Here is a 9,953-nt window from a genome sequence, read left to right as displayed (position 1 = left end):
TGGGGTTTCAGGCGCCGGTTTTCGCCCTCAACGGTTGCGATCCGCAAAGCGTCGCGTCGCTGGAAAATTATTTGAGTGAGCTCAGCCAAAAGGAGGAAGGGCCAGGTGAAGAAACTCATTACCGCTAACGATATTCGTGCCGCCCACGCGCGCGGCGAACAGGCGATGTCAGTTGTTCTGCGCGCCAGCATTATCACCCCGGAAGCGCGCGAAGTCGCCGAGCTGCTGGGATTCACTATCACCGAGGATGATGGCGCCGCGCCGGCGGCGACAGCGGCGGACAGCGACAAAACGGAAAGCCAGCGGATCCGCGAAACCATCCTGGCGCAGCTGCCGGAAGGCCAGTTTACCGAAAGCCTGGTGGCGCAGCTGATGGAAAAGGTGATGAAGGAGAAGCAGTCCCTGGAGCAGGAGGCGATGCAGCCAGGATTTGACTCCGTGACCGGCAAAGGCGGCATCAAAGTGATCGACGGCAGCAGCGTGAAGTTTGGCCGCTTCGACGGCGCCCAGCCGCACTGCGTTGGCTTAACGGATCTGGTGACCGACCAGGATGGCAGCAGCATGGCCGCCGGATTTATGCAGTGGGAGAACGCCTTCTTCCCGTGGACGCTGAACTACGACGAAATCGATATGGTGCTGGAGGGCGAGCTGCATGTGCGCCATCAGGGGGAAACGCTGATTGCCAAAGCAGGGGACGTCATGTTTATCCCGAAAGGCGCCAGCATCGAATTCGGTACCCCGTCGACGGTGCGCTTCCTGTACGTCGCCTGGCCGGCAAACTGGCAATCGCTATGAACGATTTCATTACCGAAGCGTGGCTCAGAGCGAATCATACGCTCAGCGAAGGCGGTGAAATCCATCTTCCTGCCAACGCTCGCCTGACGCCCTCGGCGAGGGAGCTGCTGGAAAGTCGGCATCTGCGGGTCAAATTTCTCGACCGCCAGGGGCGCCTGTTTGTCGAGGATGACGAACAGACGCCGCAGCCGGTGCATGTCCTGACCAGCCGCGACCATCCGCCCCAGGCCTGCTGCGAGCTCTGTCACCAGCCGGTGGATAAAAAGCCGGACACCCTGACCCACCTGACGGCCGATACCCTGGTGGCGAAAAACGATCCGCGGCTGGCCTTCCGTGCGGTGCTGGACAGCACCATCGCTCTGACGGTGTGGCTGCAAATTGAACTGGCGGAGTCCTGGCAGCCGTGGCTGATGGATATCCGTTCGCGGCTGGGCAACATCATGCGCGCCGACGCGCTGGAGGAGCCGCTGGCGGCGCAGTCGATAGCCGGATTCAGCGAGGGACAGTTACACCGTCTGTCCCATCAGCCGCTGCGCTTCCTGGGCCACGATCACCTGGTGCCGGAGGCCCGCCATGGGCGCGAGGTCGCGCTGCTTAATCTGCTGCGCGGCAAAGTCCGCGAGGCGGAGGTGACCGCGGCGCAGGTGTTTATCACGCCGCAATTTGCGGTCCGGCGCGCCGATATTATGCAAGCGCTCAACCGTCTCTCCAGCGCGGTCTACGTGATGATGATCCTGGGCGTGACGGATTCGCCGCCAACCCTCAGCCAGCTGCAGCAGCACCTGGGAGGTGAAGATGATCATTGACCAATGCCGCAAACTGGCGCTGCGCGCCCCCGCCCGAGTGGTGTTCCCGGATGCGCTGGACGTCCGTGTGCTGAAGGCGGCGCATTATCTGCAGCAGCAGGGCCTGGCGCGTCCGATCCTCGTCGCCAGTCCCTTCGCGCTGCGGCAGTTCGCCCTTGGCGAACGTCTGCCGCTGACCGGAGTGCAGATCATTGATCCGCACAGCAACCTGGCGATGCGCGAGGCGTTTGCCGCCGCCTGGCAGGCGCGCGCCGGCGATAAAGCGCCCGCTGACGCCGTCGACAAGCTGGCCGACCCGCTGATGTTCGCCGCGGCGATGGTCAGCGGCGGTGAGGCCGAGGTGTGTATCGCCGGGAATCTCTCGTCAACCGCCAGCGTGCTGCGCGCCGGTCTGCGCCTTATCGGCCTGCAGCCGGGGTGTAAAACGCTCTCTTCGCTGTTTCTGATGTTGCCGCAGTATGCCGGCCAGCCGCTGGGGTTTGCCGACTGCAGCGTGGTGCCGCAGCCGACGGCGGCGCAGCTGGCGGATATCGCGATTGCCAGCGCCGAGACCTGGCAAGCGATCGCTGGCGAAGCGCCGCGGGTGGCAATGCTCTCCTTCTCGACACACGGCAGCGCCCGGCATCCCTGTGTGGCTAACGTCCAGCAGGCCACGGAGATCGTGCGTCAGCGGGCGCCGCAGCTGATGGTCGATGGCGAACTGCAGTTTGACGCCGCCTTTGTACCGGACGTCGCTGCGCACAAAGCGCCCGGCAGCCCGCTGCGGGGGCGGGCCAATGTGCTGGTCTTCCCATCGCTGGAGGCGGGCAACATCGGCTACAAAATCGCCCAGCGATTGGGTGGATATCGCGCCATCGGGCCGCTGATCCAGGGCCTCGCCGCCCCGCTTCACGACCTCTCGCGAGGCTGTAGCGTAGAGGAAATTATCGAACTGGCGCTGGTGGCGTCGGTACCGCGCCAGACGGACGCAAGCCGGATCCCCGACTCGTCCACGCTGGTTGAATGAATGGTCCCCTTCAGGACCCCTTATGAGAGGAAAACACAATGGAAGCATTAGGAATGATTGAAACCCGGGGCCTGGTTGCACTGATTGAGGCCTCCGACGCCATGGTCAAAGCGGCCCGCGTCAAGCTGGTAGGCGTGAAACAGATCGGCGGCGGCCTGGTGACCGCCATGGTGCGCGGCGATGTCGCGGCGTGCAAAGCCGCCACGGATGCCGGGGCGGCGGCGGCTCAGCGTATCGGTGAGCTGGTCTCTGTACATGTCATCCCGCGCCCGCATGGCGATCTGGAAGAGGTCTTCCCGATCAGCTTCAAGGGTGACAGCAACATCTAACGGGGGAGGGGGTGCCGGAAAGTTCGGGCCGGATGAGACGTCAGCGCGTCGCTATCCGGCCATGAAAAGGCATGAATGCCGGATGGCGCTGCGCTTTTCCGGCCTGCACATCACACGCGGAGATGGACATGAAGCTGGCTGTCGTAACCGGATATGTGGTCTGCACCGTACGCCATGAAGGGCTGGCCCACGACAAACTGCTGATGGTGGAGATGCTCAATGCCCGCGGCGAACCCGACGGGCAATGCGCGGTCGCCATCGACAACATCGGCGCGGGATGCGGGGAGTGGGTGCTGCTGGTCAGCGGCAGCTCGGCGCGACAGGCGCACGCACAGGGCGCCTCTCCGGTCGATCTGTGCGTGATTGGCATCGTGGATGAGGCTGCGGCCGATGGTCAGGTGCTCTTCCATAAGTAGGGTGAAAAATCATGAATCAACAGGACATTGAACAGGTAGTGAAAGCGGTACTGCTGAAAATGAAAGACAGCAGTCAGCCTGCTGACGCCGTTCATGATAGGGGCGTTTTTGCCTCACTGGATGACGCTGTCGCGGCGGCAACGGCGGCCCAGCAGGGATTAAAGCGGGTGGCGATGCGTCAGCAGGTGATTCAGGCCATTCGTGAGGCGGGTGAAAAGCATGCCCGTGAACTGGCGGAGCTTGCGGTGACGGAGACCGGCATGGGACGCGTTGAAGATAAGTTTGCCAAAAACGTGGCGCAGGCACGGGGTACGCCAGGCGTGGAGTGTCTGACTCCGCAGGTGCTGACCGGCGATAACGGCCTGACGCTGATTGAAAACGCGCCCTGGGGCGTGGTGGCCTCGGTCACGCCCTCCACCAATCCGGCGGCGACGGTGATTAACAACGCCATCAGTCTGATTGCCGCCGGCAATAGCGTAGTCTTTGCCCCCCATCCGGCGGCGAAACAGGTCTCGCAGCGGGCGATCACCTTGCTTAACCAGGCGGTAGTGGCCGCCGGCGGCCCGGCCAACCTGCTGGTGACCGTGGCGAACCCGGATATCGACACCGCCCAGCGGCTGTTTAAGTACCCTGGCATCGGCCTGCTGGTGGTGACCGGCGGCGAAGCAGTGGTCGAGGCGGCGCGCAAACATACCAACAAACGCCTGATTGCCGCCGGGGCCGGCAACCCGCCGGTGGTGGTGGATGAGACCGCCGATCTGCCGCGCGCCGCGCAAGCGATCGTCAAAGGCGCCTCGTTTGATAACAACATCATCTGCGCCGACGAGAAGGTGCTGATCGTGGTCGATAGCGTCGCCGACGAACTGATGCGCCTGATGGAAGGCCAGCAGGCGGTGAAACTCACGGCGGCGCAGGCCGAACAGCTCCAGCCGCTGCTGCTGAAAAATATCGACGAGCGCGGCAAAGGCACGGTCAGCCGCGACTGGGTCGGCCGCGATGCGGGCAAAATCGCCGCGGCGATTGGCCTGCAGGTGCCGGCGCAAACCCGCCTGCTGTTCGTGGAAACCCCTGCCAGCCATCCGTTTGCGGTGACTGAAATGATGATGCCGGTGCTGCCGGTGGTGCGGGTGGCGAACGTCGAGGAGGCCATCGCCCTGGCGGTGCAACTGGAAGGCGGCTGCCACCATACGGCGGCGATGCACTCGCGCAACATCGACAACATGAACCAGATGGCGAATGCCATCGACACCAGCATCTTCGTCAAAAACGGGCCGTGCATCGCCGGGCTTGGGCTGGGCGGCGAGGGCTGGACCACCATGACCATCACCACCCCAACCGGGGAGGGGGTGACCAGCGCGCGGACCTTCGTTCGTCTGCGCCGCTGCGTGCTGGTGGATGCGTTTCGAATCGTATAAGGGATGAACATGGCGCACGACGAACAACGCTGGCTTTCGCCGAGACTGCAAAAAGCCGCTGCTCTGTGTAACCAGGCGCCCGCTGCCAGCGAATCGCCGCTGTGGCTGGGTATCGATTTAGGTACCTGCGACGTGGTGTCGATGGTGGTCGACCGTGATGGCCAGCCGGTTGCGGTATGTCTTGACTGGGCCGATGTGGTGCGCGACGGCATCGTCTGGGACTTCTTCGGCGCCGTCACCCTCGTGCGCCGTCATCTCGCGACCCTCGAACAGCAGCTGGGCTGCCGCTTTACGCATGCGGCGACCTCGTTTCCGCCCGGCACCGATCCGCGCATTTCGATCAACGTCCTGGAGTCCGCCGGGCTGGAGATCAGTCATGTGCTGGATGAGCCCACCGCGGTGGCGGATCTGCTGCAGCTCGATAATGCCGGGGTGGTGGACATCGGCGGCGGCACCACCGGGATCGCCATCGTTAAACAGGGCAGGGTGACGTATTCGGCGGATGAAGCCACCGGCGGACACCATATCTCCCTGACTCTGGCCGGGAATCGCGGCATCGGGCTGGAAGAGGCTGAGCAGTACAAGCGCCGCCATGCCGGAGAGATCTGGCCGGTAGTGAAACCGGTGTACGAGAAGATGGCTGAGATTGTCGCCCGACATATTACCGGACAAGGGATTAGTGATTTGTGGCTGGCAGGCGGCGCCTGCATGCAGCCGGGCGTCAGGGCGCTTTTTTGCCAATGTTTCCCGACGCTGAAGGTGCATTTACCCCGGCACAGCCTGTTTATGACCCCGCTGGCAATCGCCAACAGCGGGAGGGAAAAAGCGGAGGGGATCTATGCAAGCTGAACTGCAGACGGCGCTGTTCCACGCCTTCGATACGCTGAATCTTCAGCAAGTGAAAAGCTTCAACGTTCCGCCGGTGACGCTGCACGGCGTCGGCGCGCTGGCGGCCTGCGGCCCGCAAGCGCAGGCCCGGGGCCTGAAGCATCTGTTTGTCATGGTTGACCGTTTTCTCCATCAGGCGGGAATGACCGCCGGGCTGGAGCGTAGCCTGGCGATGAAAGGAGTCGCTATGACCCTCTGGCCCTGTCCCGCCGGCGAACCCTGCGTCACCGATGTCTGCGCTGCGGTCGCCCAGCTGCGGGACGCGCGCTGCGACGGCGTGGTGGCCTTCGGCGGCGGCTCGGTGCTGGATGCGGCGAAAGCGGTGGCGCTGTTGGTCGCCAACCCTGAGCAGACGCTGGGGGATATGACGGAGCACAGCGAATTACAGCCACGTCTGCCGCTGATTGCGGTGCCGACCACCGCCGGCACCGGGTCAGAAACCACCAACGTGACGGTGATTATCGATGCGGTGAGTGGACGCAAACAGGTGCTGGCGCATGCCTCGCTGATGCCGGATGTGGCGATCCTCGACGCCGCCCTAACTGAGGGCGTTCCCCCGCCTGTCACGGCGATGACCGGGATTGATGCGCTGACCCACGCCGTCGAGGCCTACAGCGCCCGTCACGCCACGCCGTTTACCGACAGTCTGGCGATGGGGGCGATAGCCATGATCGGCGAAGCGCTGCCGAAAGCGGTGGGCTGCGGCCAGGATCTGGCGGCGCGGGAGAACATGCTGCTGGCCTCCTGCATGGCGGGGATGGCGTTTTCCAGCGCCGGGCTGGGGCTATGCCATGCCATGGCGCATCAGCCGGGGGCGGCGCTGCATATTCCGCACGGTCTGGCCAACGCCATGCTGCTGCCAACGGTGATGGTCTTCAACCGTATGGTGTGCCGGGGGCGCTTCAGCCAGATCGGCCGGGCGCTGACCGGCAGGAAAACCGATGACCTTGAGGCAATCGCCGCCGTGCGCGAACTGATTGCGGAAGTCGGTCTGGCGATGCGGCTGTCGGATGCCGGCGCGACGCCCGCGCACTACGCCACCTGGGCACAGGCGGCGCAGGACGACATCTGTCTGCGCACCAATCCACGCACCGCCACCCGGGAGCAGATTATCGAGCTGTACGCGGCGGCGCAATAAATGCGGATTTTCCCGGAGGCGTGTGGCTGTGGCTTTCCCGGCTCGCGCTGCGCTTAGCCGGGCTACAGGATCACAGCCGTCTGCTATGCCGTAGCCCGGGTAAGGCGTTCACGCCGCGACCCGGGAAAGTTCCCCGAGTGCGGCTAATGTCCCCGTATTCACAGTATCTACCAATCATAAATGACAGGGAGTAAGGGCTATGGGAATTAACGAAATCATCATGTACATCATGATGTTCTTTATGCTGATTGCCGCCGTGGACAGGATCCTGTCGCAGTTCGGCGGCTCGGCGCGCTTTCTCGGCAAACTGGGGAAAAGCATTGAGGGATCCGGCGGTCAGTTTGAAGAAGGGTTTATGGCGATGGGCGCGCTGGGCCTGGCGATGGTCGGGATGACCGCCCTGGCGCCGGTGCTGGCCCATCTGCTCGGTCCGGTGATTATCCCGCTGTATGAGATGCTCGGCGCCAACCCGTCGATGTTTGCCGGCACGCTGCTGGCGTGCGACATGGGCGGTTTCTTCCTCGCCAAAGAGCTGGCGGGCGGCGACGTGGCGGCCTGGATGTACTCGGGCCTGATCCTCGGCTCCATGATGGGGCCGACCATTGTGTTCTCCATTCCGGTGGCGCTCGGCATTATCGAACCTGCCGATCGCCGCTGGCTGGCGCTCGGCGTGCTGGCGGGCATTGTCACTATTCCTATCGGCTGTATCGCCGGCGGTCTGGTGGCGATGTATTCCGGGGTGGAGATCAACGGCCAGCCGGTAGCGTTTACCTTCGCGCTGATCCTGATGAATATGATCCCGGTGATCATCGTCGCCGTGCTGGTGGCGCTGGGGCTGAAGTTCATTCCGGAAAAAATGATCAACGGCTTCCAGATCTTCGCCAAATTCCTCGTGGCGCTGATCACCATCGGCCTGGCGGCGGCGGTGATCAAGTTCCTGCTCGGCTGGGAGCTGATCCCAGGACTCGACCCGATCTTTATGGCGCCTGGTGACCAGCCCGGCGAGGTGATGCGCGCCATCGAAGTCATTGGCTCTATCTCCTGCGTGCTGCTCGGCGCTTACCCGATGGTGCTCCTGCTGACCCGCTGGTTTGAAAAGCCGCTGATGCGTGTCGGTAATCTCCTCAAAATCAACAATATGGCTGCCGGCGGCATGGTCGCTACCCTCGCGAACAATATCCCGATGTTCGGCATGATGAAGCAGATGGATACCCGTGGAAAAGTGATCAACTGCGCCTTCTCAGTGTCAGCGGCGTTCGCCCTCGGCGACCATCTCGGTTTTGCGGCGGCCAACATGAACGCCATGATCTTCCCGATGATCGTCGGCAAGCTGGTCGGCGGCGTTACCGCGATTGGCGTGGCGATGCTGCTGGTGCCAAAAGATGAAAACGTACCGGCGCCTGCCAACACCGAAGCGGAGGCGCACTCGTGAACACGCGCCAGCTGTTGAGCGTCGGTATTGATATCGGCACCACCACCACGCAGGTGATCTTCTCGCGCCTCGAGCTGGTGAACCGCGCGGCGGTCTCCCAGGTGCCGCGCTACGAATTCATCAAACGCGACATTAGCTGGCAAAGCCCGGTCTTTTTTACGCCGGTTGATAAGCAGGGAGAACTGAAAGAGGCCGAGCTTGAGGCGCTGATTCTGGCTCAGTACCGGGCCGCCGGTATTGCCCCGCAAGCGGTGGACTCCGGGGCGATCATCATCACTGGTGAAAGCGCGAAAACCCGCAATGCCCGCCCGGCGGTGATGGCGCTCTCGCAGTCGCTGGGCGATTTTGTCGTCGCCAGCGCCGGGCCGCACCTGGAGTCTGTCATTGCCGGACACGGCGCCGGGGCGCAGACCTTGTCCCGGCAGCGGATGTGCCGGGTGCTTAATATCGATATTGGCGGCGGTACCTCGAACTATGCCCTGTTTGACGCCGGTAACCTCAGCGCCACCGCCTGCCTCAACGTCGGCGGCCGCCTGCTGGAAACCGACGCTCAGGGGCGCGTGGTCCACGCGCACTCGCCAGGACAGCGGATTGTCGATGCGGTATTCGGCCCGGGAACCGATGCTTTATCGTTGACTGCGGGTCAGCTGGCGCAGGTGGCGCGCCGGATGGCGGGGCTGATCGTTGAGGTGATCGACGGCAGGCTCTCACCGCTGGCGCAGGGGCTGATGCAAACCGAAGTACTGCCTGCGGGTGTTCAGCCGGAGGTGATTACTCTTTCCGGCGGAGTGGGGGAGTGCTACCGCCATCAACCCGCCGATCCTTTCTGTTTTTCCGATATCGGGCCGCTGCTGGCCACGGCCCTGCACGAGCATCCGCGCCTGCGTGAAATGAACGTGCAGTTTCCGACGCAAACCGTGCGCGCCACGGTGATTGGCGCCGGGGCGCATACGCTGTCCCTGTCCGGGAGCACCATCTGGCTGGAGAGGGTTCAACTGCCGCTGCGCAATCTGCCGGTGGCTATCCCGCAGGATGCCGCCGATCTGCCGAACGCCTGGCGGCAGGCGCTGACGCAGCTCGATCTGGCCCCCGAGGCGGACGCTTACGTGCTGGCGCTTCCCGCTTCACTTCCGGTGCGCTACGCCACCTTACTGACCGTAATTGACGCCCTGCTGGCGTTTGTCGCCCGCTTTCCCAATCCGCGTCCGCTGCTGCTGGTGGCCGAGCAGGATTTTGGCAAAGCGCTGGGCATGCTGCTGCGGCCGCAGCTTCCACACCTTCCGCTGGCGGTCATCGATGAGGTGAGCGTCCGGGCGGGGGACTATATCGACATTGGTACGCCTCTTTTTGGCGGATCGGTTGTGCCGGTGACGGTGAAATCACTCGCATTTCCTTCCTGAGGGAACGACTTATGAAACTAAAGACCACATTGTTCGGCAATGTTTATCAGTTTAAGGATGTTAAAGAGGTGCTGGCGAAAGCCAACGAACTGCGTTCGGGGGATGTGCTGGCGGGCGTGGCAGCGGAGAGTTCGCAGCAGCGCGTGGCCGCCAAGCAGGTGCTTTCCGATATGACGGTGGCCGATATCCGCAATAACCCGGTGATCCCCTATGAGGAGGATTGCGTGACGCGCCTGATCCAGGATGACGTGAACGAAACCGCCTATCAGCGGATCAAACACTGGACCATCAGCGACCTGCGCGAATACGTGCTCAACGACGAGGTCAC

11 protein-coding genes and 1 pseudogene are annotated in these 9,953 nt (G+C 63.2%); all 12 read left to right on the top strand.

The annotated features are described in order from the left end of the window. Nucleotides 1-128: pseudogene (locus CW267_RS28795) on the top strand (ethanolamine utilization protein EutP); the annotation flags it as partial. After that, the gene (gene eutQ / locus CW267_RS28790; RefSeq protein WP_008803846.1) at nucleotides 106-795 is read left to right on the top strand and encodes an ethanolamine utilization acetate kinase EutQ; all 690 of its coding nucleotides are present in this window, start codon (nucleotides 106-108) and stop codon (nucleotides 793-795) included. The pseudogene CW267_RS28795 and the gene eutQ, both read left to right, overlap by 23 nt. Then, complete coding sequence (gene eutT / locus CW267_RS28785) at nucleotides 792-1,601, top strand: ethanolamine utilization cob(I)yrinic acid a,c-diamide adenosyltransferase EutT (RefSeq protein WP_012540922.1); 810 nt, start codon at nucleotides 792-794, stop codon at nucleotides 1,599-1,601. Before eutQ ends, eutT begins: the two co-directional genes overlap by 4 nt. Further along, entirely contained in the window at nucleotides 1,591-2,607 is a 1,017-nt protein-coding gene (gene pta, locus CW267_RS28780; protein ID WP_012540923.1) for a phosphate acetyltransferase, read from the top strand. The genes eutT and pta overlap by 11 nt, the downstream gene beginning before the upstream one ends. Before the next feature lie 38 nt (nucleotides 2,608-2,645). Next, nucleotides 2,646-2,936 (top strand): ethanolamine utilization microcompartment protein EutM, encoded by a 291-nt coding sequence (eutM, locus tag CW267_RS28775; RefSeq protein WP_000387720.1) that lies wholly within the window; start codon nucleotides 2,646-2,648, stop codon nucleotides 2,934-2,936. Between the two features lie 128 nt (nucleotides 2,937-3,064). Beyond that, complete coding sequence (gene eutN / locus CW267_RS28770) at nucleotides 3,065-3,352, top strand: ethanolamine utilization microcompartment protein EutN (protein WP_012540924.1); 288 nt, start codon at nucleotides 3,065-3,067, stop codon at nucleotides 3,350-3,352. Nucleotides 3,353-3,363: 11 nt separating this feature from the next. After that, nucleotides 3,364-4,767: an aldehyde dehydrogenase family protein gene (locus tag CW267_RS28765; protein WP_008803850.1), complete on the top strand. Its 1,404-nt coding sequence runs from the start codon at nucleotides 3,364-3,366 to the stop codon at nucleotides 4,765-4,767. A 9-nt stretch (nucleotides 4,768-4,776) separates the two neighbouring features. Beyond that, on the top strand, nucleotides 4,777-5,616 hold the full coding sequence (eutJ, locus tag CW267_RS28760) for an ethanolamine utilization protein EutJ (protein WP_072122197.1): 840 nt from the start codon (nucleotides 4,777-4,779) through the stop codon (nucleotides 5,614-5,616). Next, complete coding sequence (gene eutG / locus CW267_RS28755) at nucleotides 5,606-6,793, top strand: ethanolamine utilization ethanol dehydrogenase EutG (protein WP_100781385.1); 1,188 nt, start codon at nucleotides 5,606-5,608, stop codon at nucleotides 6,791-6,793. Before eutJ ends, eutG begins: the two co-directional genes overlap by 11 nt. A 199-nt stretch (nucleotides 6,794-6,992) precedes the next feature. Further along, nucleotides 6,993-8,225, top strand: coding sequence for an ethanolamine utilization protein EutH (eutH, locus tag CW267_RS28750; RefSeq protein ID WP_008803853.1), 1,233 nt, complete (start codon nucleotides 6,993-6,995; stop codon nucleotides 8,223-8,225). Further along, nucleotides 8,222-9,625: an ethanolamine ammonia-lyase reactivating factor EutA gene (eutA, locus tag CW267_RS28745; RefSeq protein ID WP_044649550.1), complete on the top strand. Its 1,404-nt coding sequence runs from the start codon at nucleotides 8,222-8,224 to the stop codon at nucleotides 9,623-9,625. The genes eutH and eutA overlap by 4 nt, the downstream gene beginning before the upstream one ends. An 11-nt stretch (nucleotides 9,626-9,636) precedes the next feature. After that, on the top strand, nucleotides 9,637-9,953 hold a 317-nt coding region (gene eutB, locus CW267_RS28740; protein WP_165787481.1), incomplete at its 3' end, for an ethanolamine ammonia-lyase subunit EutB.

The sequence above is a fragment of the Klebsiella sp. X1-16S-Nf21 genome (assembly GCF_002837615.1).
GTDB lineage: Bacteria > Pseudomonadota > Gammaproteobacteria > Enterobacterales > Enterobacteriaceae > Klebsiella > Klebsiella variicola.
Note: the sequence above shows the minus strand (reverse complement) of the source record. Positions and strands in the feature narration are given on the sequence as shown.